Source organism: Pseudomonas sp. LAIL14HWK12:I10, from assembly GCF_900184205.1.
In the GTDB taxonomy this organism is placed as follows: domain Bacteria; phylum Pseudomonadota; class Gammaproteobacteria; order Pseudomonadales; family Pseudomonadaceae; genus Aquipseudomonas; species Aquipseudomonas kermanshahensis.
Map to the genome: position 1 here is coordinate 575,370 of NZ_FXWU01000003.1, position 21,917 is coordinate 597,286.

28 protein-coding genes are annotated in these 21,917 nt (G+C 61.5%); 26 read left to right on the forward strand and 2 right to left on the reverse strand.

Going from position 1 to position 21,917, the window contains the following annotated elements:
• Positions 1–24 precede the first annotated feature (24 nt).
• From QOS90_RS09805 to QOS90_RS09875, 15 genes are all read left to right on the forward strand, one after another.
• Complete coding sequence (locus QOS90_RS09805) at positions 25–597, forward strand: phage baseplate assembly protein V (RefSeq protein WP_085273037.1); 573 nt, start codon at positions 25–27, stop codon at positions 595–597.
• On the forward strand, positions 594–938 hold the full coding sequence (locus QOS90_RS09810; RefSeq protein ID WP_085273036.1) for a GPW/gp25 family protein: 345 nt from the start codon (positions 594–596) through the stop codon (positions 936–938). The genes QOS90_RS09805 and QOS90_RS09810 overlap by 4 nt, the downstream gene beginning before the upstream one ends.
• Positions 935–1,852, forward strand: coding sequence for a baseplate J/gp47 family protein (locus QOS90_RS09815; RefSeq protein WP_085273035.1), 918 nt, complete (start codon positions 935–937; stop codon positions 1,850–1,852). Before QOS90_RS09810 ends, QOS90_RS09815 begins: the two co-directional genes overlap by 4 nt.
• Positions 1,849–2,484, forward strand: coding sequence for a phage tail protein I (locus QOS90_RS09820; RefSeq protein ID WP_256577381.1), 636 nt, complete (start codon positions 1,849–1,851; stop codon positions 2,482–2,484). Before QOS90_RS09815 ends, QOS90_RS09820 begins: the two co-directional genes overlap by 4 nt.
• Positions 2,474–4,468 (forward strand): sialate O-acetylesterase, encoded by a 1,995-nt coding sequence (locus QOS90_RS09825; RefSeq protein WP_085273034.1) that lies wholly within the window; start codon positions 2,474–2,476, stop codon positions 4,466–4,468. The genes QOS90_RS09820 and QOS90_RS09825 overlap by 11 nt, the downstream gene beginning before the upstream one ends.
• A 24-nt stretch (positions 4,469–4,492) precedes the next feature.
• The gene (locus tag QOS90_RS09830) at positions 4,493–5,317 is read left to right on the forward strand and encodes a hypothetical protein (RefSeq protein ID WP_085273033.1); all 825 of its coding nucleotides are present in this window, start codon (positions 4,493–4,495) and stop codon (positions 5,315–5,317) included.
• A gap of 11 nt (positions 5,318–5,328) precedes the next feature.
• Positions 5,329–6,528, forward strand: coding sequence for a phage tail-collar fiber domain-containing protein (locus tag QOS90_RS09835; RefSeq protein ID WP_085273032.1), 1,200 nt, complete (start codon positions 5,329–5,331; stop codon positions 6,526–6,528).
• On the forward strand, positions 6,525–7,049 hold the full coding sequence (locus tag QOS90_RS09840; RefSeq protein ID WP_085273031.1) for a phage tail assembly chaperone: 525 nt from the start codon (positions 6,525–6,527) through the stop codon (positions 7,047–7,049). Before QOS90_RS09835 ends, QOS90_RS09840 begins: the two co-directional genes overlap by 4 nt.
• Positions 7,050–7,139: 90 nt before the next feature.
• On the forward strand, positions 7,140–8,309 hold the full coding sequence (locus tag QOS90_RS09845) for a phage tail sheath protein (protein WP_085273030.1): 1,170 nt from the start codon (positions 7,140–7,142) through the stop codon (positions 8,307–8,309).
• A gap of 15 nt (positions 8,310–8,324) precedes the next feature.
• Positions 8,325–8,840, forward strand: coding sequence for a phage major tail tube protein (locus QOS90_RS09850; protein WP_085273029.1), 516 nt, complete (start codon positions 8,325–8,327; stop codon positions 8,838–8,840).
• Between the two features lie 24 nt (positions 8,841–8,864).
• Positions 8,865–9,245 carry a phage tail assembly protein gene (locus QOS90_RS09855; protein WP_085273028.1) on the forward strand — a complete coding sequence of 127 codons (381 nt, stop codon included), beginning with the start codon at positions 8,865–8,867 and terminating at the stop codon, positions 9,243–9,245.
• An 8-nt stretch (positions 9,246–9,253) separates the two neighbouring features.
• Positions 9,254–9,373 (forward strand): GpE family phage tail protein, encoded by a 120-nt coding sequence (locus tag QOS90_RS09860; RefSeq protein WP_085273027.1) that lies wholly within the window; start codon positions 9,254–9,256, stop codon positions 9,371–9,373.
• The gene (locus QOS90_RS09865; RefSeq protein WP_085273026.1) at positions 9,363–11,993 is read left to right on the forward strand and encodes a phage tail tape measure protein; all 2,631 of its coding nucleotides are present in this window, start codon (positions 9,363–9,365) and stop codon (positions 11,991–11,993) included. The genes QOS90_RS09860 and QOS90_RS09865 overlap by 11 nt, the downstream gene beginning before the upstream one ends.
• Positions 11,994–11,999: 6 nt before the next feature.
• Positions 12,000–12,440 carry a phage tail protein gene (locus tag QOS90_RS09870; protein WP_085273025.1) on the forward strand — a complete coding sequence of 147 codons (441 nt, stop codon included), beginning with the start codon at positions 12,000–12,002 and terminating at the stop codon, positions 12,438–12,440.
• A gap of 29 nt (positions 12,441–12,469) precedes the next feature.
• A complete protein-coding gene (locus tag QOS90_RS09875; RefSeq protein ID WP_085273207.1) occupies positions 12,470–13,708 on the forward strand; it encodes a phage late control D family protein in 1,239 nt (412 codons plus the stop codon).
• A gap of 338 nt (positions 13,709–14,046) precedes the next feature.
• Here QOS90_RS09875 and QOS90_RS09880 read toward each other — a convergent pair whose 3' ends face one another.
• Positions 14,047–14,517 carry a hypothetical protein gene (locus tag QOS90_RS09880; RefSeq protein WP_085273024.1) on the reverse strand — a complete coding sequence of 157 codons (471 nt, stop codon included), beginning with the start codon at positions 14,515–14,517 and terminating at the stop codon, positions 14,047–14,049.
• Between the two features lie 81 nt (positions 14,518–14,598).
• A complete protein-coding gene (locus QOS90_RS09885; protein ID WP_085273023.1) occupies positions 14,599–14,922 on the reverse strand; it encodes a helix-turn-helix domain-containing protein in 324 nt (107 codons plus the stop codon).
• A gap of 85 nt (positions 14,923–15,007) precedes the next feature.
• Between QOS90_RS09885 and QOS90_RS09890 the strand changes: the two genes are divergently transcribed.
• The 11 genes from QOS90_RS09890 (at position 15,008) to QOS90_RS09940 (ending at position 21,885) form a co-directional block, all read left to right on the forward strand.
• Entirely contained in the window at positions 15,008–15,208 is a 201-nt protein-coding gene (locus QOS90_RS09890; protein WP_085273022.1) for a DNA-binding protein, read from the forward strand.
• A 29-nt stretch (positions 15,209–15,237) separates the two neighbouring features.
• Complete coding sequence (locus QOS90_RS09895; RefSeq protein WP_085273021.1) at positions 15,238–15,720, forward strand: YmfL family putative regulatory protein; 483 nt, start codon at positions 15,238–15,240, stop codon at positions 15,718–15,720.
• Positions 15,717–16,019 (forward strand): Ogr/Delta-like zinc finger protein, encoded by a 303-nt coding sequence (locus QOS90_RS09900; RefSeq protein ID WP_085273020.1) that lies wholly within the window; start codon positions 15,717–15,719, stop codon positions 16,017–16,019. Before QOS90_RS09895 ends, QOS90_RS09900 begins: the two co-directional genes overlap by 4 nt.
• Positions 16,016–16,384 carry a hypothetical protein gene (locus QOS90_RS09905; protein WP_085273019.1) on the forward strand — a complete coding sequence of 123 codons (369 nt, stop codon included), beginning with the start codon at positions 16,016–16,018 and terminating at the stop codon, positions 16,382–16,384. The genes QOS90_RS09900 and QOS90_RS09905 overlap by 4 nt, the downstream gene beginning before the upstream one ends.
• Before the next feature lie 77 nt (positions 16,385–16,461).
• Positions 16,462–16,704 carry a hypothetical protein gene (locus tag QOS90_RS09910; protein WP_085273018.1) on the forward strand — a complete coding sequence of 81 codons (243 nt, stop codon included), beginning with the start codon at positions 16,462–16,464 and terminating at the stop codon, positions 16,702–16,704.
• An 11-nt stretch (positions 16,705–16,715) separates the two neighbouring features.
• Positions 16,716–19,445 carry a toprim domain-containing protein gene (locus tag QOS90_RS09915; protein ID WP_085273017.1) on the forward strand — a complete coding sequence of 910 codons (2,730 nt, stop codon included), beginning with the start codon at positions 16,716–16,718 and terminating at the stop codon, positions 19,443–19,445.
• Between the two features lie 49 nt (positions 19,446–19,494).
• Positions 19,495–20,307, forward strand: coding sequence for a hypothetical protein (locus QOS90_RS09920; RefSeq protein ID WP_085273016.1), 813 nt, complete (start codon positions 19,495–19,497; stop codon positions 20,305–20,307).
• A 61-nt stretch (positions 20,308–20,368) separates the two neighbouring features.
• Positions 20,369–20,956 carry a Mu-Gp12 family protein gene (locus QOS90_RS09925; RefSeq protein ID WP_085273015.1) on the forward strand — a complete coding sequence of 196 codons (588 nt, stop codon included), beginning with the start codon at positions 20,369–20,371 and terminating at the stop codon, positions 20,954–20,956.
• A complete protein-coding gene (locus QOS90_RS09930; RefSeq protein WP_085273014.1) occupies positions 20,953–21,318 on the forward strand; it encodes a hypothetical protein in 366 nt (121 codons plus the stop codon). The genes QOS90_RS09925 and QOS90_RS09930 overlap by 4 nt, the downstream gene beginning before the upstream one ends.
• 59 nt (positions 21,319–21,377) lie before the next feature.
• Positions 21,378–21,656 (forward strand): hypothetical protein, encoded by a 279-nt coding sequence (locus QOS90_RS09935; RefSeq protein WP_085273013.1) that lies wholly within the window; start codon positions 21,378–21,380, stop codon positions 21,654–21,656.
• Positions 21,646–21,885 carry a hypothetical protein gene (locus tag QOS90_RS09940; RefSeq protein WP_085273012.1) on the forward strand — a complete coding sequence of 80 codons (240 nt, stop codon included), beginning with the start codon at positions 21,646–21,648 and terminating at the stop codon, positions 21,883–21,885. The genes QOS90_RS09935 and QOS90_RS09940 overlap by 11 nt, the downstream gene beginning before the upstream one ends.
• Positions 21,886–21,917 lie beyond the last annotated feature (32 nt).

Sequence of the window (21,917 nt, forward strand, 5' to 3'; positions counted from 1 at the left end):
GCGTGTAGCGCGATCCTCGCCGGCATGAACGACATCGCCGAACTCAACCGCCTCGTAGAAAACCTGATCCGCCTTGGCACCATTGCCGAGGTGCAGTTCTCGCCGCCCCGGGTAAAGGTGAGTACCGGCGGCATCATGACAACCTGGTTGCCCTGGATTGCCCTGCGCGCCGGCGCCGACCAGGTGTGGGACCCGCCCACCGCCGGCGAGCAGGTTCTGCTGTTCTCCCCCAGCGGCCAGCTGGCCAACGGCGTGGCCGTTAGCGGGCTGTTCAGCGACAAAATTCCCGCCAACGGTAACCGCGCCGGCCTGTATCGCCGGACTTTCGCCGACGGCGCCGTGATCGAGTACGACAGCGAGGCCCACCACCTGAGCGCCGTGCTGCCCGAGGGCGGCACCACCAGCCTGATCAGCAAGGGCGGCATCCGCATTGAAGGGCCGATTACCCACATTGGCGACTACACCCAGACCGGCAACCAGGACATCACCGGTGAGGTGACCGTGTCCGTCGATGTAGTGGCCGCCGGCATCAGCCTGGTCGAGCACACCCATGGCGGCGTCATGCCAGGCCCGGGTTCCACAGGGCGCCCCCAATGAACGTCTTCACCGGTGGCGCAATAGCCAACAGCGAGCATATCGCCCAGTCGATCGCGGACATCCTCACCACGCGTATCGGTACCCGCGTTATGCGCAGGGAGTACGGCAGCCTGCTGCCCGACCTGGTCGACCACCCATCCAACGACGTGACCCGTCTGCGGGCTTATGCCGCCACCGCCATGGCGCTGATCCGCTGGGAGCCGCGCATCCTGGTTCACCGCGTCCAGCTGCAGAGCGCGACCCTGCAGGGCAAAGCCGTGATGGACATCGAGTGCACCGTCGTTGACTCGAATGAACCCCTGAGCCTGAGCATTCCGCTCCAACTGGGAGCCATCGTATGAGCACCTGGACGCCGATCGACCTTTCCCTACTGCCCGAACCCACTGTCGTTGAGATCCTGGACTTCGAGGCGATTCTCGCCGAGCGCAAAGCCTACCTAGTGAGCCTGTGGCCCGAGGCCGAACAGCCTGACATCGCCCGCCGCGTCGAGCTGGAATCCGAGCCGCTGGCCAAGCTGGTCCAGGAGAATGCCTACCGCGAGCTCATCTGGCGTCAGCGCGTCAACCAAGCAGCACTGGCAAACCTACTGGCCTACGCAACCGGCAGTGACTTGGAGCAGCTGGCAGCCAACTTCAACGTCGGGCGCCTGCTCGTCACCCCGGCCCAGCCCAACGCCCTCCCGCCAGTATCCGCCGTCTGGGAGACCGACGACGCCCTGCGGGAGCGGACCCAGATGGCCATGGAGGGGCTCAGCACCGCCGGCCCGCGCAACGCCTACATCCTCCACGCCCGCAACGCATCCGGCCGAGTGGCCGATGCCAGTGCAATCAGCCCGGCGCCGGCCTGTGTCACCGTCAGCGTGCTGGCCGTGGATGGGGACGGCACGCCAGATGAAGAGCTGCTCAACCTGGTGCGCGTTGCGCTGAATGACGAAGACGTGCGCCCCCTGGGTGACCGGCTCACCGTCCAAGCCGCGCAGGTCCTGCCCTACACCATCAACGCCACCATTCACATGGGCAGCCTGACCGCCGAGGCCGAACTGATTGAAGTACAGGCGCGGGAGCGGCTCACCAAGCTGGTAACGCAACGCCGCCGCTTGGGCCTGGACATCCGCCGCTCTGCCCTCGATGCCGCCATGCACGTCGATGGTGTCCGTTTCGTTGAGTTGCCCGGCTGGGCCGACATCGTGCCAAACGAGACCCAGGCGCCCTGGTGCACAGCCATCAACCTCACTGTGGTTGAGGTCGGCTTGTGAGTACCTACGAGCCATTGCTGCCGAGCAACGCCAGCTTGCTGGAGCAGCGCGCGGCTGAGGCCCTGGCCGAGATCCGCCGGGTGCCGATCCCGTTGCGTGATCTGCTCAACCCGCAGACCTGCCCCGAGCACTTGCTGCCCTACCTGGCCTGGTCGTTCAGCGTCGATCGCTGGCATGCCGACTGGCCTGTCGAGACCAAGCGCAAGGCGATCACCGACGCCTACTACGTCCACGCCCACAAAGGGACCATTGGCGCGCTGCGCAGGATCGTCGAAACCCTCGGCTATGCGCTGGAAATCAACGAGTGGTGGCAGCAGGAGCCACAAGGCACACCCGGCACCTTCTACATCGGGATCGACCAGCGCGATCAGCCGATGCCTGACAGTACCCAGCGTGAGCTGCAGCGCCTGGTTGAAGACACCAAGCCAGTCAGTCGGCAATTCGACCACATCACCATCAGCGGCCGCCTGCTCGGCCCTGGCGACATGGCTGCTGCACTGAGCAGCTCCGATGCCGCCGACCTCATCTACCCCAAACGATTCGTGACCGAGGTGGCGCCGCGTGAACGTCCGCTGCTGCGGTTTCACGCCTTCGTCAACAAGACCCTACCCGAGGCAGTAAATGGCAAATAACGAGACGATCCCCGAACGGGAAGAGACCATGGTCGCCAAAGCCGAGGCTGCGACAGCCCTGTTTGAGACTTTCGTGCACGGTGATGAAAACACGCGTGTCGATACCGAAGGGGGCGCCGTCCCCAGCATTGCCATGCAGGCCAAGGCCACCAAAGAATCGGTCATGGCTGCACTGGAGAACGTGGCCGCGCAGATGGCCGGGGCGATGGTCTACAAGGACATCGCCGCCGGCCTGCTCGGTACTGTCGACGGCGCTTTCTTCAGCGTGCCATCGGCGAACGACCTGGAATACCTGATCCTCTACCAGAACATGAACGGCGTAGAGGAAGAGCGGGCACGCTATCCAAGCGCGGCTGCAGCGATGAATGCCCTGATCATGGCCAGGGTCGCGTTCGGCATGTCGATCTCGGAGTCCATCGACCCAGAGATGCCTTGGGGTGTGTTTGGCAAAGGCTTCAAGCCAATCCTGGGGGTGAACGCAAACGGCACGGTGCACGCGATTCTGGACAAGATGCCCGGTTTGGATGGCCTGGGTGACTGGGCTTTCTCCATGCGCGGCAAGAACGATGTCGTTCTGTTCGGTATCCGCTACGACGGCTATGTCCACATCCATGGGGCACTTTCCACAATCCCCCTGGCTTTCCTCGACGGACCAGTAGGCGGCAAAGATGTCTTCGTGCTGGTTGGCGGCGAGCCTTACCAGGTCACCTCTACGGGCGACAACTTTTCGGTGATGTCGACCTCTGACGTGGTCAATTACATCTCTCGGGAGGGCGGTATATCGCAGAAGAGCGCGCCATTCCCCATGCCCGGCTCCGTGGCGTCGTTCGTCAAGAACCTGGTGCACGTCCTCGGTTACGGACAATCGCTGTCCATGGGCGATACCAGCACGGTGGTGACCAAGCAGCCGCCGGCGGCAAACCGATTGCTGACCATCCAGGATGGCGTTCGCCTGACCGATCAAGAGAAGGTGCTTACCAATGACATGGTCGTGCCATTCAAGCCGATGGTCAGCAAGGACAGCGAAGTGCCGGTGGTCCAGCTTTCCGCGCAACTGAACCGCACGCGCAGTCTTCGGGGCGACGTAGGCCTGCTGACCAGCGCGCATGGCCGGAATGGTCGGGCGATCGCCAGCCTGAGCAAGGGCACGAAGTACTACCAGAACCTTCTGACCGCAGTGGCTTCGGCAAAAGCTGAGGCAACCCGCCTGGGGTTGGGCTACCGCGTCCCGTTTGTCGATTGGATTCAGGGCGAGGCTGATAGCCGGATGACCCTGCAGCAATACCTGACGCCGCTGCTGCAGCTGCAAAGCGACCTCGATGCCGACATCCGCGCCATCAAAGGTGACGATGAACCGGTGCGCCTGCTGCTCGACCAGGTCAGCAACTTCACCAACTACAACCTAGAAACCGGCTACGTACCGCTAGCCCAGCTGCAGGCCGCGCTCGACTACCCCGAACGCGTCGTCTGCGCTGGTCCGAAATACTGGGTACCGACCAACACCGATGGCACGCACCTGACCGGCGACAGCTACACCCGTATCGGTGCAATGCACGCCCGGGCGGCCAGTGCGCTGATCAACGGCGGCACTTGGCTGCCAACCCATGCCGTGTCGGCGAAGCGAAACGGTGCCACCGTCATCGTGCACTTCCATACGCCACAAGGCCCGCTGCAAGCCGACACCATCAGCGTGAAAGACCCTGGCAACTGGGGGGTTCGCTACTTCGACGACAGCGACAGCGCTGAAGTCGTGCGCGTGCGCCTGATCGGCGACAACAGCGTCGAAGTCACCCTCAACCAGGTTCCGACCGGGCAGAGCCAGATGATCGGCATTGCCGACGCAGGCCTGGCCGGCCAGCACGGCGGACCTGACACCGGTGCCCGCGCCTGCCTGCGCGACAGCAGTCCCGACCTCGATGCCTATGGCCGCCCGGTCTTCAACTGGGCCTGCCACCAGCAAATCACCGTTCAAACCATCGCTTAACCACAGACTTCAAGGACTCACACCATGCCAGGTCAATTCATCTACCTGCCCGACGTCGAACCAGCAGCAACCGCCAACTCGCCGCGGATTATCCAGACGCTGGCGGATTCCATCGCGCTCAACACCCCGGGGCTGAAGCATGTGGTCAGCGCCCGTGCGATGACTGTGGGAGCGACAGGTATCCAGGCCCGCTGCCGATACACTGGCGCCGCGCTGTCTGCTCGGGGGCTGAACGCTGATCGCTTCGAGATCACCACGGTCAATGGCATGAAGGCATTGGGCTCCGGCCCTGCCGCCTCAGGCGGCCAAGGCGCGATTGCCGGCCTCGCCCTGCCGGTGGGCAGTTTGACGCCGTCGTATACCCAAGTCCTGGTGCTCAACCTGGATGACCTGGACCGCCAGGGCAACTACCTCACCAACGTGCTGTGCGGATTCAACGGCGAGACCTATATCCGCCGAGTGCTCCGCCACTACGGCGTCCTCTACGAGAACCCGGCCGGTGCTGGCAAGTTCAACATCGGCGCCAGTGACAACTATGTCATCACCATGGACCCGCCTGCTGGCCCGTGGATGGTCATCGTGCTCGACTTCGATAGCTCAACCCGCAGGATGTCGATGGCGATCAACCAGGCCGAGGTATTCAGTTCGGCGATTAACACCACGGCATTCACCCCTCCGGACGAAACGGCTTACCTGGAGCTCGGCTACCACGTCAGCAACCGAGGCCTGCGCAATTCGAAGATCGGCGACCTCTACACCTTCGGCGAATCGCTGCTGGCAAACGCCATCACCAGGCAGCAGCTGCAGGCGCTGGTAGAGGCGCTGGTTGATGAATACTCCATTGCATAGCGAGAGGCGCCATGTCTGATTACTTCTGCCTTTTGACGCCCGCCGGGCGGACGAAGCTCGCCCAGGCCGCTCTGTTGAATCAGCCCCTGCTGATCACCAGGATGGCTGTCGGTGACGGCAACCCCCTGGAGGAGCCGCCGACTGAAGAGCAAACTGTCCTGGTGCACGAGGTTTACAACGCGCCGCTGAACAAGCTGTACGCGCCGGTGGAAGACGGCTCAGTGGTGATCGCCGAAATGGCGATCCCCACGAACGCTGGGGGCTGGCACGTAAACGAGATCAGCCTTGAAGACGACACCGGCACCGTCATTGCGATCGGCAACTACCCCCTGACGTGGAAGCCCCCCTACTCTAGCGGTACCGGCCGGGTGCTGCTGATCCGCATCATGCTCGATGTCAGCAATGCCGAGGACATCGCCCTGATCATCGACCCGGCGGCCGTGATGGCGACAGAGCTGCACGTACGCCTGGTGGTGGAGGATCTGCGGCAGCACGTCGACGAGCCGACCGGTGTTGCCGCCGGCACCTACACCAAAGTCCAAGTCAATGTCCGCGGCCAAGTGGTGCAGGGCTGGAACCCGACGACTCTGGCGGGCTACGGCATCCAGGATGCCTACACCCAGGCCGATATCGACTGGCTGTTGTCGAAGAAGGCCAACAACGCGATAACTCTGGCCGGCTACGGCATTGGCGATGCCTACACGAAAGTTGAGGTGAACGGCTTCCTGGACACCAAACAGCCGAACCTGGGCTACACCCCGGTTCAACAGGGCGGCGGTACCAACCAGGGCAACACCAAGATCTACCTGGGATGGGCGACCGACCACCTGCGGGCGCAGGCGGGAACGCAGGACCTGGGGCGGGTGTGGACTGAGGTCAACCGACCGAAGAACACAGCGGCCTTTGGCAACCCGGCCTGGTGGCGCTGTGCTGACACCGGTACCGTCCGCCAGCGCGGCGTGGCGCCGATCATGACCAACGTCATGGAGCAGCGGGTTACCTTCCCGGCAGCCTTCGCAGAGACGCCGGTGATCACGCTCGGCGGGGTGACCTCGACCGCCGACGTTAACCCCAGCATTGAGAACAAGACCGAGATACAGGCCAGCATCGTGGCGTACGACAACACCGGATTCACCCTGGCCAGCCGCCGCCTGGGCGGATCTGACGTGGACTACGTCACTGTGATGTGGCAAGCAGAGGGCCGAGCATGAGAATTTTCTACCGTGCCATTGATGGCGGTTTCTACTTCGAAGAGTGGTTTGGCCCGCGTGAGATCCTGGTACCGGACCCGGAATGGCAGGGCGAGGGCGACGACCAGATCGCGCCCCTCGTCGTCATTGCCAACCCAGACTGCCGACTGCCTGCAGCTGACGAACTGGTGGAGATCAGCGCTGAATTACACCAGGAGCTGCTGGCCGGCGAGCAAATCGGCCTGGTGATCAGAGCAGATGAGCAAGGTTTCCCGGTCAGTGACTCAGCAGATCCGGCCTCTGCCGAGCAACTGGCCGAGCTCGAACGCCTTTGGCGCGATACGATCCTGACCGCGACCGATGCCCTGGTGCAGCGACACCGGGACGAAGTCGAAGCTGGCAGCGACCCCACGCTGACGCCCGAGCAGTACCAGGAGCTGCAGGCCTACCGGCTCGCGCTCCGTGACTGGCCGGAAAATGAAGCATTCCCGTCGAAGCTGGATCGACCGGCGGCACCGGCCTGGCTGGCCGGCCAGTTGTAAAGCCCCCGCCTACAAGCCGCCTTGCTCGTCTCGGGCGCGCGCGTGCAGCAGCCTGTGCAGGTATCCCACTCCACTGCACAGGCACTTCCCATGGCCGACTACCTCCACGGCGTCCGGGTCATCGAGCTCACCGATGGCACTCGCCCGATCCGCACCATCCCCACCGCTGTTATTGGACTGGTCTGCACCGGCGAAGACGCTGATGCAGCTACCTTCCCCCTGAACACACCAGTTCTGGTCACCAACGTGCAAACCGCCGTGGGCAAGGCCGGAACCACCGGCACGCTGAAGAGCAGCCTGCAGGCCATTGCCGACCAGACCAAACCCTACGTCATCGTCGTGCGCGTCAAGGAAGGCGCAACCGAAGCCGAAACCACCAGCGCTTTGGTAGGTACCACCACGGCGGACGGCAAGTACACCGGCATGAAAGCGCTGCTGACCGCCAAGGCCAAAGTCGGCATGGTGCCGCGCATTCTCGGTGTACCCGGCCTGGACAGCCTGGCCGTGGCCACCGCTTTGGTCTCGATCGCTCAGGACTTACGCGCCTTCAGCTACGTCAGCGCCTGGAACTGCAAGACCAAGGAAGAGGCGGTTGCCTACCGCGAGAACTTCGGCGCCCGTGAGGCGATGGTGATCTGGCCCGACTTCGAGAACTGGGACACCACCGCCAACGCCCAGACCAAAGCCTCGGCAGTGGCCCGGGCCCTCGGACTGCGCGCCAAGATCGACCAGGAGGTCGGCTGGCACAAAACCCTGTCCAACGTCGCCGTCAACGGCGTGACCGGTATCAGCGCCGATGTGTTTTGGGACCTGCAGAATCCGGCCACCGACGCCAACTACCTCAACTCCAACGAGGTCACCACCCTCATCAACGAAAGCGGCTATCGCTTCTGGGGCAGCCGGACCTGCTCGGAAGACCCGCTGTTCGCGTTTGAGAACTACACCCGCACCGCACAGATCCTGGCCGACACCATGGCCGAGGCGCACATGTGGGCTGTGGACAAACCAATGACCCCCACCTTGGTCAAGGACATCATCGAGGGCATCAACGCCAAATTCCGCGAGCTCATCACCGCGGGCTATCTGATCGGTGGCAGTTGCTGGTACGCCGAGGAAGCGAACGGCAAGGACACGCTGTACGCCGGCAAGCTGACGCTGGATTACGACTACACCCCGGTTCCACCTCTGGAAGACCTGACCTTCCGCCAGCGCATCACAGACAGCTACCTGATGCAGTTCGCCAGCAGCATCAACGCCTAATCGGAGATAACCAGCATGGGTATGCCCAGCAAACTCAAGAACCTCAACATGTTCAACGACGGCAACAGCTACCTGGGCGTAGTGAAGACCGTCACCTTGCCGCCCCTCGGCCGGAAAATGGAGAGCTACCGCGGCGGCGGCATGAACGGCCCCGTGAAGGCCGACCTGGGCATTTCGGATGACGGCATCCAGCTCGAATGGACCACGGGCGGTCTTGACCTGGTCTCGCTGCGTCAGTTCGGTGCCATCGGTGCAGCGGCCTTCGGCCTGCGCTTCTCGGGCGCGTACCAGCGCGACGACACGGGCGAAGTCTCCACCGTCGAGGTCGTGGTGCGCGGCCGGCACGAAACCATCGAGATGGGCGAAGCCACTCCTGGTGAAGACACCGAACACTCCATCAGCACCACCTGCAGCTACTACAAGCTGGTCGTCGACAACGAAGACATCATCGAGATCGATCTCTTGAACTTCATCGAGAAGGTCAACGGCGTCGACATGCTCGAAGCCCAGCGCCGCGCCATCGGCCTCTAACTCCTCCGCACACAAGGAATCACCATGGACACCGTCGACAACAACGCCGAAAACCTCGAATCGCAGGGCCAAGCCACCGGCCAAACCACGGTCGAGGTCGAAGCGAACGCAGCACCCGCCAACCCGAACACCGTCCGCCTGGACACCCCGATCAAGCGTGGTTCGCACTTGCTCGAAGAAATCACCCTGCGCAAACCGGCCTCGGGCGAGCTGCGCGGCATTCACCTGGCCGAGCTGCTCAACATGGACGTCACCAGTCTGATCAAGCTGCTGCCGCGCATTACTCAGCTGACCGCCCCTGAAGCAGCCCAGCTCGACCCTGCCGACCTGGTGGCCATCGGGGTGAAAGTCACCGGTTTTTTGCTGCAGAAGCAAACGAAGACGGACGCCTCCCTGCTTGCGTAGAAGACGCCATGGCCGATCTGGCCGTGGTTTTCCACTGGGGGCCGGCAGACATGGACCTGCTGAGCATCACCGAACTGATGGATTGGCGCGAGCGTGCGCGGGTTAGGAGCGGCAACAATGGCAAATGATCTACGGCTGAGGGTGGTGCTGGACGCGGTCAACAAGGCCACCGCCCCACTGCGGGAGATCAACCAGAGCGGGCATCAAACCGCCCAGGCGCTCAAGGCCACCCGCGAGCGCCTCAAAGAGCTGAACGCACAGCAAAAGGACGTCAGTGCGTGGCGTCAGCAGCACGCCCAGGCACGCCAGACCGCTCAGGCCCTGGATGAAGCCCGGGCAAAGGTCCGGCAGATGGGCAAGGACATGTCCGCTGTCGAGAACCCCACCAAACAGATGACGGCCGAGTTTCAGGCCGCCATCAGGGCCACCAATGCGCTGAAGCAACGGCAGCAGGAAGAGCAGGAGGCGCTGCGGGGATTGCAGCGCCGGCTCGGCGAAGCCGGTATCAGCACGCGCAACCTGAACCAGCACAATGCGGCCATGCGCCAGGGAATGACGCAGGCCAATCACGCGATCGAGCAGCAAGAGGCCAAGCTCAAGCAACTGGCGGCAACTCAGCGCAGAGCGGCCGAGGCCAAGGCCCGGCTGGAGAAAACCCAAGGACGGGCCGCCAGCATGGCCGGTGCCGGTGCAGTAGGGATCGGCGTCGGCGTTGGGATGGGCATGGCCGGGGCAACCCTCATGGCGCCCCAGATGGAGCTTGCCCGGCAGGGATCGCTGGTCGCAGCTCAGTCCGGAGATTCACCCGAGCGTGCCGGCCAGTACGCACAGATCATGCGCAACATCCGCACTGACGGCCAAAGCACCGACATTGCCGAGATCAGTGAAGCGGTATCGGCAGCAAAAAGCACGCTTGGCTCGCTGGGCACACTGGGTGATCAGGAGCTTGATGCTGCCTCTCGGAAAGCCCTGGACCTCTCCAAAATCATGGGCATCGACGTAGCCGAAAGCATTCAGATGGTCGGCATCCTGATGAAGAACGGCCTGGCCAAGAGCAGCGACGAAGCGTTCGACCTGGTCGCCGCCGGCATGCAGAAGGTCTCGACGCAAATGCGGGGGGAGATCCCCGAAATCTTGCACGAATACTCGACTCACTTCCGTGGGATGGGCTTCAGCGGATCGGAGGCAATGAGCCTGCTGGTGAAGATGTCCCAACAGGGCAAGTTCGCCCTGGACAAAACCGGAGACGCGATCAAAGAGTTCTCGATCCGTGGCTCCGACATGTCGAAAACCAGCACCGAGGCCTACGCCTCGATCGGGCTCAACGCCGGGAAGATGTCCACTGCGATCGCCAAAGGTGGCGACGACGCCCGCCAGGCGCTGCAGAAAACCGCACAAGCGCTGCTGCGCATCAAAGATCCGGCCGAGCGTTCCAACGCGGCCATCGCATTGTTCGGCACGCCGGTTGAGGACTTGGCAATCGACCAGATTCCGGCCTTCCTCCAGGCGCTGGCAGCAACCCAGTCTTCGCTGGGCGAGACCGCCGGCGCCGCCGATAAGATGGGAAAGACCTTCCGCGACAACCTGTCGGGCGACCTGGACAAACTCACCGGCAGCTGGGGTGCGCTTATAGGCACGCTGATGGACGGCCAGAATGGTCCACTGCGAGAAATGGTGCAGTCAGTGACGGAAGTCACTGGCACGGTACGCACCTGGATCGAAGCGAACCCCGAGCTGGCTTCGGGTATTGCCAAAGGTGCAGCAGCGCTAGCCGTTCTCGTCACTGGCATGGGTGCACTCACCATTGCCCTGGCCAGCATGCTGGGACCATTTGCGATGGTCCGGTACGGAATGACGCTGTTCAGCATCAAAGGGGCCTCGATGCTTCCGGTGCTTGGCAAGCTGGCAACTACGCTGCGCGGCGGGCTGCTTACGGCAATTCGAGCGGTAAGCATCGCCTTATGGGGGCTTTCGGCCAACCCGGTGGCAATTGCCATTGCCGCAGTCGTGGCCGCGCTGGCCGGGGCTGCCTATCTGATCTATCGCAACTGGGACCAGGTGAAGCAGTACTTCACCAGTTCCTGGAACGAGATCCGTACGGGCTTCAGTGCAGGCATTGGCGGCATTCTCAGCGTGTTGGCGAATTTCAGCCCGATCGGCTTGATCTACCAGGCATTTGCCGGCGTATTGAGTTACCTAGGCGTAGACCTGCCAGCCCGGTTCACCAGCTTCGGCGGGATGATCGTCAGCGGACTGGTCAATGGTCTGGTCGCCGGTATGGGGCAGATCAAAGAGACCATCAGCTCACTCGGCGAGTCGACCATCGGTTGGTTCAAGGAAAAGCTAGGCATCCACAGCCCATCTCGGGTGTTTGCGGAGCTGGGCGGCTTTACAACTGAGGGCTTGGCCATCGGCCTCGATGCCGGCGCAAAAGCGCCGATCGACGCGGTCACCCGCATGGGCCGGCGGCTATCCCAAGCCGGCAGCTTCGACCTGAATGCGGCGGTACCGGAGCTGGCGAATAACCCGGGCGTATCGGCCGCCGGCGGCATCACCATGGACAACCGGCCACCGATCGGTGCCGCCCCGCCTGTGGTCAACGACAGTCACGACACCTACCACATCACAATCCCCGCGCCGGCCGGGATGGACCCACAAGCCATCGCCCGGGCCGTGGGGCTGGAACTGGATCGCCGCGACCGCGAGAAATCCGCCCGCCGGCGCAGCAGCCTATACGACCAGGAGTAACCAACCATGATGCTTGCCTTGGGCATGTTCGTATTCAGCCTGGACACCCTGGCCTACCAGGAGATGAACCGGCAAACCGATTGGCGGCACGCCAGCAGCAACCGGGTAGGAGCGCAGCCAGCCCGGCAGTTTGTTGGCCGCGGCGATGACAGCGTGACCCTACCGGGTGTGTTGCTGCCCGAGCTGGCGGGCGACATCACCTGCCTGGATGAACTCAGGGGGATGGCTAACACGGGCAAGGCCTGGCCAATGGTCGACGGCACAGGCCGTATGCGCGGTCTGTACGTCATCGAGAGCCTGAGCGAGGGACAAACGCTGTTCTTCCAGGACGGCACCCCACGCCGTATTGACTTCACCCTTTCCCTGCAGAGAACGGATGAGGGCCGTGTAGACCTGCAGGAAGGTACGGCCAACCGCAATTCCCGCATCCTGAGGCAGCTATCGTGACCGAGGAAGAACAACGCGTCGCCTCAGTCATGCGGGAAGCCCGGACTGCGCTCAAGCGGGATACAGCCTACCCGGCTCCCGCTTTCCGGCTGACAGTAGATGGCAAGGACATCGCCAAGCTCATCAGTCCGCGGCTTATCTCTCTACAGTTGACGGATAACCGTGGCATCGAGGCCGATCAGTTCAGCCTGAGCCTGAGCGACCACGACGGCCTGTTGGAGATACCGCCGAAAGGCGCGACGATTCGCCTGTGGCTGGGCTGGAGCGATACAGGCCTGGTCGACAAAGGCACCTACACCGTCGACGAAACCGAGCACAGCGGGTCACCGGATACGCTCAACATCCGGGCACGCTCTGCCGACCTGGGCAAGGGTTTGAAGACCAAGCGCGAGCGCAGCTGGAACAGCACCACGCTTGGCCAGGTGCTCACCGACATCGCCCGTGCCAGCGGCCTCAACACCAACATCGCGCTGGCGGTAGCTGAACGTGCAGTGAAGCACCTGGACCAAGCCAACGAGTCTGACGCAAACCTGCTCACCCGCCTCGGCGAGCTGCACGACGCGGTCATCACAGTCAAAGCTGGGAAGCTGCTGTGCTTACCAGCTGGTGGCGGTAAAACACCCAGCGGCTTGGCGCTTCCTCATGTGACGCTGACTCGGGCCGATGGCGACGGCCACCGGTTCCTGCAGGCCGATCGGGACAGCTATGACGGGGTGAAAGCCTTCTACTACGACGTGGGCAGCACGAAAAAGCAGGAAGCCATTGCCGGCGGCGGCGACAAGATCAAAGAGTTGCGTCACACGTATAGCGATCGGGACTCGGCACTCCGGGCTGCACGCTCGGAGCTCAATCGCCTGCAGCGCGGCAGTGCAACGCTTAGCTACAACCTGGCCAAGGGCCGCGCCGACCTGATCCCGGAACTGACCTACAGTCTGCACGGCGTAAAAGCGGAGATCGGCGCCATTGTCTGGTACGGCGGGAACGTACAGCACAGCCTCACAGCTGACGGCGGCTTCACCACCAGCCTGGAGCTGGAAAGCAAGCTGCCAGAGGATAGCGTTGCAGGCCTGTACGAAGAGCCAAAAGATGGGGGGTATACAGGAGCGGTGGCGTTTTACAAGGACAAGGCCACGGGTAAGGAGATCTCGGTAGTGGCGGGCGACGCGTCAAAACCAAAGCGCCTCTCGCGGGTTTACTCCACAAGGGAAGCGGCTCAGAAAGCAGCTGATCAATCGTGGACGAAACTCCAAGAAGCAAAAGAGAAGTAATGGCCCCCGGTTTCAGCCGGAGGCCACGGGCGCTTTAGGAATTATCTTGCTGCTCGAAGGCCTCGAGAATCATGGTGATTTGTCGTCTCTGCTCTGGCTTCCTGCGGCAGAACAGCCACACCAAACGAAACACGTCCTTAAAAGTTGGGCTCTTGCGATCCAGCATAGACACTCCATTACAAGCGCTCGGCACCACCATGGCACCGGACTAAACGCTTGGGAGTCACCTATTCTCTGCATGCCAGCGCGTGCCACCAGCCCAAAGTGATGGCCGCATGCCACTATTTTATGACTTCAACTTTTTGGCGCGCCGAGAGAATTCAACGAAAAGCGCTCAATCACTTGTCAGTGACAAACTCCTGTACAAATTCGGCGCGGGACGCTGCATTGTCATGCTGCTGGATAAATTGCTCTCGCCAGGCGCCAGGGTCGGATTTTAGGGCTGAAAGACTGATGTCGTAGTGCTGCTCAACTTGCGCTCTGCTCACGTCCAGAGTCTGTGCCTTGTGCGGCCTCGGTATGGTCATGGTGATCCGGTCCATGCCGGGCATGTCACGGAGTACCCGTACAGACTCAACAGCGAACACCTTGTTAGCCTTGTCACCCGTCTCGAAATAGTCCGGCTGACGATCGGGAATTTTGAACTCAATCGCCCCGGTCGAACCCGACTCCTTGGCAGATTTGACAACAGAAGACGAGAAGATCCGCTCTACCTTGTCGCTGAACTCGTCAGCCCAGGCATTCCCCGCCGACAATGCGATAACAGCTACCGCAGTGCCTTGTGCCAAAGCACGCTTGAAGAAATTCATTCCATGGATTCCATGCGCCCGCAGCCACCGGCCTGCGAACGCCAGAGATATATGGGCCGGCGCCCGCTTAAAGCTCGATCACTACTTGTGGAAGACTGCCAAGGCTTCACTAACCGAGTTCACCGTGGCCTTCGCTTCGGGGGTCATGCTTCGGTAGCGCTCAACAAGTAGGGCCTCATCGGCGGCAAGGCTGCCTGAACTCTGAGGCTTTCGTTCGCCAGTGACGACGTAAAGCACGTCCACACCCTTCTCGGCAACGGCCGACAGGTAGCTCGCATCAGGGCTTCTTTCACCCTTTTCGTAATTTATTTGCGTGGTTTTCCCCACGCCGCCTGCAGTCGCCAAGTCCGTCTGGCTAACGCCAAGACGCGACCTTTCTTCCTTCAGCCGATCGCCGATGGCCATTTTTTTAAACCTTAGGCATTGACTGGTCCAAATTATTGAACCATCATCACCGCTACATGAACACGTTTGAACACAGATGAACACTATGCCCGCCCCCCTTACGTTGGATCAAGCACGCGAAAAGCTCGATCGAGCCGGCATCTCCATCGCCGAGTTCAGTCGCAAACACAACCTCAACAAAAACCTGGTCAGTGACCTCCTCAACGGCCGTAAAAAAGGCCGGTTCGGAGAGGCCCACCGCGCAGCTGTTTTGCTCGGTATCAAGATCGGCGATATCGAAAAGTAATCACCCTGGCCCAAGGAAGAAACCAGAACATGAAGACCCCCGTTCTAGAAACCCTGCGCCAGGTTGTCAGCGCCGTTGTGTGCGCTTACCCGGGCGGCCGTGAGTGCGCTGCTGCACGCCTCGGATTCCAGCTGAAGCAGTTCGACAACCGTGTGTATGAAAACGCCGGCAGTCGCCCTTTGAGCTATGACCAGATCCACCTGCTCGAGCAGGTAGCCAACACTACTCACCTACCTGAGTTCATCGCTCGACTTTATGGCGGCATGTTCGTGCCACTGAGCAAAACAGAGGACCTGGACAACGTCGAGCTGTTCCGCCGATCGCTGAAGACCGACGCCAAGCTAGGTCACATCGATCAGCTCATCGCTGCAGCGATCGAGGACGGCGTTATCGACCCCTCTGAGGCGATGACCATCATCCAGGCCCTGACTCGCTACTTCGCCGCCCGCACCGCTGAAGTCGCTGCAACTATCCAGCTCTACAGCCCAGTAAATGCAAGGGGTGCGAAGTGAGCAGCGCCTACAAACTCGTATGCCCCCACTGCAACAGCAAGATGCGTATTCGGACCAGCGAAGGCACCCACATTTTCCTGCGCATTGCCTACCTGCAGTGCGTGAACGAGGCCTGCGGCTGGTCAGTACGGGCCCAGTTCGAAATGACCCATGAAATGAGCCCGAGCGGCATGCCGAACCCGTCTGTGCAGCTTCCCGTGGCGCCTGTCGCAATTCGCCGCCAGGCCATGAAATCCGCTTCATCCGACAACCAACCCGATTTGCTCGACCAGTTGGACATGGAGGCAGTAACCGCATGAACGCCATTGCCCTGACCACCAATCACGAAACCGACTACCGGGACGCCATGCAATGCGCTGCCGTGGCTTACCTCTTCCGGCGCGAAGGCCTGCACCTTTCTGGCGACCACCAGGTGCTGGATATCTGCAGCACGTACCTGGCCCAGTCGCTGGAGGTTCCAGCTCACCTGGTGCAACGCATCGCTGAGCTGGCTGTAGCTGAGTTCGAAAGCAAGACCACCAAGCGGCTGCAGATGATTGGGGTGTGCGCATCCAGTGGGATCTTCCGTCCAAGGCTCATCCTGTTGGACACGATCACCCAGCACCGATACCAGGTGCCGGCACGCTATTTACCGCGCCGCATGCTCCACCACCGCAACACCTGAAGTAACCCCGAACAACCCCCTTCCCTATGCCCCGTCCTGCGTGGGTAAGGGGAAACTGCATTCAATTGGTGGCAACCATGACCAAAATCACCATCCAGCTGGAGCTGGACGAGCAGCAGGCAGAGCGGTATCTGCAATGGCTCAACACCCAGTACAGCAGCACCATGGCCGAGGTTTGGCACTCGGATCGCTATCGCCACGTCCCAAGCGGCGAGCGCGGGCCCAAGGTACTTCGGGATGTTCCTCACCTGGTCGGGATTGGCCGCACCTGCCGCGAGCTGAAGAAGCAACTTGCATGTACTGGGGAGCGTTTCCAGTGAGCCGCCAGCCAATGGAACACAGCCTGCGCGCCGAGCTGCTGCGTCGCCTGCAGGATGACTACGGCCTCAGGCCAATCGCGAACACCGATTACATGCGCAAGGGCAAGTGCCCAACCTGCGGAAAGCCCGAACTCTACTCGCGCCAAGATGAGCCATGGTTCATCAAGTGCGGCCGGGGTAAGTGCGGCGATCAGTGGCACGTCAAGGAACTGTACGACGACCTGTTCGACGACTACAGCAAGCGCTACCCAACAACCCAAGAGGCACCGCGCGCCTCAGCTGATGCCTACATGCAGTACGCTCGCGGCTTCGACCTGAGCATGGTCAAGGGGTGGTATAGCCAGGACAACTACTGGGATCGGCCTCTCGGGATCGGTAGCGCCACAGTGCGTTTCAAGCTTGAGCACGGCGAGTACTGGGAGCGCCTGATCGATCAGCCTCACCGTTTCGGCAAGAAGAAGGCACGATTCGCCCCGGGCCAATCGCCGCGCGGTTACTGGTGGTGCCCGCCTTGCGTTGATCTGACCGAGGTAGATGAGCTGTGGATCGTCGAGGGCATTTTCGACGCCATTGCACTGGTGCACAACAACGTCGACGCCGTGTCTGCTATGAGTTCGGGCGCCTTCCCGTTCGAATCACTCAAGGCGCTGGCCCAGCAACGCAGAGACGCCGGCCAGAAGCTGCCTCGCTTAGTCTGGGCGCTGGATAATGAGCCTGGAGCCCACCGCTACACACGCAAGCATGCCGCAATGGCGCGCGACCTGGGCTACACCTGCCTGGCGGCGCAGATTCCCCAGAAGGGTCGAAAGGTCGACTGGAACGACCTGCACCAGCGCTGGCACTTCCTCGACACCGATAAGCGCCAAGATCAAGTCGACAAGGACCTGCGCGAGGCCCGTTATAACGGCAGCCTGCTGCTGGCCGACAGCGCTGCAGAAAAAGGCGTGCTGATGTACGACTGGCGAGAGCGCCAGGAATTTCACTTCTCGTTCGAGAACCGCCTGTATTGGTTCAAGATGGACGTGGAGAAATTCAACAAGGCGCAGCAGCAGCTGGACGAATCCGAGCGGCAGGAAGACCTGGTGCTCACAGATCGCCAGCGCCGCGACAAAGCACTGCGTCAATGCGGGGCGGTGATCGAGATCGCCAACTGCTTCCCGCAGGCCCTGTACTTCCAGCGCAATGAAGTGACGGATGAGTCCTGGTACTACTTCCGCGTCGACTTCCCGCACGATGAACCGAGCGTGCTGAACACCTTCACCGGTGGCCAGGTCGCAGCGGCAAGCGAGTTTAAGAAACGCCTGCTGGGCATGGCGGCCGGTGCTGTATTCACCGGGACCGGCTCCCAGCTCGATCGCATCATGCAGCATCAGCTATTCGGCCTGAAAACCGTCAAGACCATCGACTATGTCGGGTACAGCAAGGAACACAGCTGCTACGTGTTTGGCGACCTGGCCGTGCGCGGTGGCGTGCTGGAGAAGGCCAACGCCGAGGACTACTTCGAATTCAAAGGGCTGCGTCTAAAAACGCTGCAGAAGTCGATCCGCCTGGAGATCAGCCAAGACGCCACAAGCTACCGCCCGAACTGGTTCAACTGGCTGTGGACCTGCTTTAGCACCCAAGGAACCATCGCTCTCGCCTTCTGGTTTGGCTCTCTGTTCGCCGAGCAGATCCGTGCCGAGTTCCAGTCTTTCCCGTTTCTGGAGGTGACCGGCGAGGCCGGCGCTGGCAAGTCCACGCTGCTGATGTTCCTGTGGAAGCTGCTCGGCCGGCAGGACGAGGAAGGCGATGACCCGATCAAGATGACCAAGGCCGGCTTGCGACGCTGGCTGAGCCAGACTTCGGGCATGCCGGTGGTGATGTTGGAGGCCGATCGGAGCGATGCGGAAACTGGTGCAGCCAAGTCGTTCGACTTCGACCAGTTCAAACCGCTGTTCAACGGTCGAGGCCTTGGCCTGACTGGCGTCAAGAACGGGGGCAACGACACCAATGCCCCGCCCTTCCGCGCCACTCTGGTTTTCAGCCAGAACGCTCCGGTAGTCGCGTCTGAGGCAATCCTGACGCGGATCGTGAAGCTGCACTTTGTACGCCCTGACGTGACCAGCGAAAGCCGCTCGGCCGCTGACAACCTCAATCACCTGCAGGCCAGCGAAGTGAGCCACTTCCTGCTGATGGCCGCCAAGGCAGAACACAAGGTCATGGAAACCTTCCGCGCCCAGGTGAAGGTGCACGAGCAGGCCCTGCGTGAGCAACGCGAAATCCGCATCGAACGGATCATCAAGAACCACGCACAGATGATGGCCCTGGTCGACGCGCTGCGTGTCGTGGTGCCAATGAGCGACCGCCAACACGAAAGCACACTGCGCGAACTGCGAGCCATGGCCGTGGGCCGTCAGCACGCAGTGAACGCCGACCCGAAAGAAGTGGCCGAGTTCTGGGAAGTGTTCGACTACCTGCAATCGCTGAGCGAAGACCCGGTGGTGGACCACAGCAAGAACGCCGAGCTGATCGCCGTCCATCTCAACGAGTTCTGCGAGCGCGCGGCCGAGCACAAACAAAAGCTGGCTGACGCCACCACCCTGCGCACCTTGCTGCGCAACAGCAAGTCACGCCCCTTCGTGAGCAATAACCACGCCGTAGACAGCGCCGTGCGAGCGACATTCAACAGCCGCACAACGGCAGCGAACCTGCGGCCGACCACTGTGAAGTGCTGGACCTTTAAGGCCGCCAAGGCCGGATGAACCAATACCCGGTGCTGCAACACCGGGCTCAACCCCAAGGAGAAACGACATGCAACATCAAACCCCTCGATGGCTCACCCTGTTCGTCGATGCCCACGGCACAAAAGGTGTGATTGCGCTGGCCTGGTGGGTCGGCGCTCGCCATGCAGTGGATATCAGGGATCTGGACGGTTCATTCCCCTTCCTGCAGGTACTACCTTCTGGTCCACAGCCATCCGCTCTACTTGCAACACTCTCGATCCTTTCCGGCGTGCCTGAGACACCGATGATCAGCACTGCTGCATGTACACCGTCTGCCCTGAATCGGACCCTGTTTGCTGAAACGGGTATTCCGCTGGTGATCGAGGAAGTGGCGCAACCTGCTAGTTCCGCCTTCGACTGGGATTCGCTGAAACCGCTGTTCAACAACTGCATCTGGGGCGCGATCAGCCGAAGCGTTGACCCACATCGGGCAGGAAAGAGATTTGTTCGAGCCGTTGCGATCTTGACCTCTGAGATCGGTAGCCCAGCGCTGCAGGCAAGGACGGTTCAGCTGCATGCTGACCAAGTAGAGCAGATCCGCCCCAGTGAACTCGCCTTCCAACTGCTGCAACAGCTGGGATCTTGTGCAGATGCCCTGTCGCTCTCTCCTTTGGCCCAGCGCCAGTTGATCTATCGGGTCGGTGGCACACAACGCCATATCGACATGCTTCAGGAAGAGCTGGGAAATCGCCTGCCCCATCGCCACGCAAAGAACTACGCCCAACTGATCTCTCTGGTTCATGCCGTCAACGACATATTCCATCTGCCAGAGGGAGAGTGCTCAAGGGCAGTACAAGCGCTCATCGACATGGCCGATGCATCGGCCGAAGTTCCGTTCTGACCTGAATTCAAGAGTGCCGGGCAGCTGCAACTGGCCGGCGATCAGCCCAAGGAGAAACGACATGCATCACTACTACAAATCCGACGCCGGCGACGTGGTGGCCATCGTCCAGGAGTTCTACCAGGCCAAAGGTCTGCTGAATGAGCGCCTGGTCGCGCTCGGCAAACTGTTCGGCGGGCCTGTCGCCCCGATGCGCGACATCACCTCGCACTTCGCCGGCGGCGTGAAGCTATCCGCCAGTCGCGAACTGGACGCCCACTGGTGCCGTCCTGACGAGCACGGATACCGAGGCCTCCGTCAGAAGGCCGTGCCACCCAAGGGCATCACCAAGGAACAACGTGCAGCAGTTCGGGCCGAGCATGAGCGCCTGCGTGAACTGTGGAAAACAAACTGCCCGCCCCGTCTCGACGCCCACGGGTACTGGAATCGGCTAAACGTGAACACAGGCAATCTGCTGCTGTGCGGTGGAGTCTTGTTCGAGCACCAGGGAATCGCCTTCTTCGCCCTCGGCTTCGAGATCAACAAAGCCAACTATGAAGAGCAGATTGCAGCGGGCAAGCCAACGGCTGGCTGGATCAATGGCGCCGTCGAAATCCTGCCCAGCGACTATGAAGCCGCGCGCCAGGCAAAAGTTGGAGGCGCCGCATGAGCAGCTTGGATCTCGACACCCTGAACATGGCTCTCGGCTTCCAGACTTGGGCGGAAGAGCGCGGCTTTGACATCCAAGCCAACCCCGACGGGACCTTCGTCAACCTCGAAACTCGCGCCGCCTGGCTCGGCTTTGAAGCGGCACATGGCCCTGACGGCTGCGGCCCTACGGGTCAGCAGCTCCATGCGCGAATCAAGAAAACCAGCGAATACGCGCACCAGACCGACAAGATGTTCCCAGTGCGCGTGGGTAAATCGACCCCTGCGGACTACGTGGTTCACGGTGGTCCAGGTGGCGTGTATCGCATGAAGGATGTGGAGCTTTACGTCATCGATGACGGCAAACAGTACCGCCTCAAGTAACAAGGTGGCGCCGAGGAGCTGCAACTCCCCGGCGCCGACCAACCCCAAGGAGAAACGACATGCAAGTAGAAACCCTTGAAGCCGGCGGCGAGAAGGCTAACACAGCCAACCACGACGCCCTGCCTTCTAAAAAAGCGGATAAACAAACGCGCCCACGCTTGGCCAGCCACTCGCTTGACCTGCCCAACCACTGCGACATCTGCAACAAGGCGCGCTCCACCAGGAAGCACCAGCGCTGCAGCCAAATCCGTCAGCAGCGGAAATCTCTTGAATGGGAGGCCTACATGGCAAACGTCCAAGCAAAGAAAGCACAACAGGGGCGCCGATATGCTCGCTAACCAACCCACAAAGCCGGACCTGGTTATCAGTGTTCGTCTCAGCGCCGGCACCTACACAGCCCGGGCACGGGGCGAAAAGACCACCGCCAGCAGCACCATCAGCGCCGCTGCAGCAGCACGCGCCTTGGCGAGCAAGTTAGGGGCCGTGATGGCGCAGCCCGATCTGTTCGCTGCCAACCGCTGCAGCACCGACCCACACGTTCAATTCACCGCACAGCGTAGCAACTGACCGGTTTGATTGGCTTCTGCCATGGCTGATTC